This is a genomic window from Photorhabdus bodei (assembly GCF_003287735.1).
Lineage (GTDB): Bacteria > Pseudomonadota > Gammaproteobacteria > Enterobacterales > Enterobacteriaceae > Photorhabdus > Photorhabdus kayaii.
On sequence record NZ_NSCM01000179.1, the window covers coordinates 1 to 253 of the forward strand.

1 protein-coding gene and 1 pseudogene are annotated in these 253 nt (G+C 42.3%); both read left to right on the forward strand.

All coding sequences use genetic code 11. The features are described 5' to 3' along the window. Nucleotides 1-126: pseudogene (locus CKY02_RS23320) on the forward strand (type I-F CRISPR-associated endonuclease Cas1f); the annotation flags it as partial. 56 nt (nucleotides 127-182) lie between these two features. After that, the coding region (locus tag CKY02_RS26855; RefSeq protein WP_420899246.1) for a hypothetical protein at nucleotides 183-253 on the forward strand (71 nt) is incomplete at its 3' end.

Below are 253 nucleotides of genomic sequence, written 5' to 3' on the forward strand. Positions count from 1 at the left end.
AATCTTGCAAATTGTCGTGATAATAAAGATTTAATGGCACAAGAAGCTGTGATGACTAAAGCGTTATACAAACTGGCGGCAAACGCAGTGAGTTATGGTGATTTTGTCCGGGCAAAACGTGGTGGTGACACGATGATTGATGCCTTGCAAACAACTGCTCAACAATTGAGTCAGGTGGCACGATGAATATTCTTTTAGTCTCTCAATGCAACAAACGCGCGCTGACAGAAACTCGCCGAATTTTGGATCAATT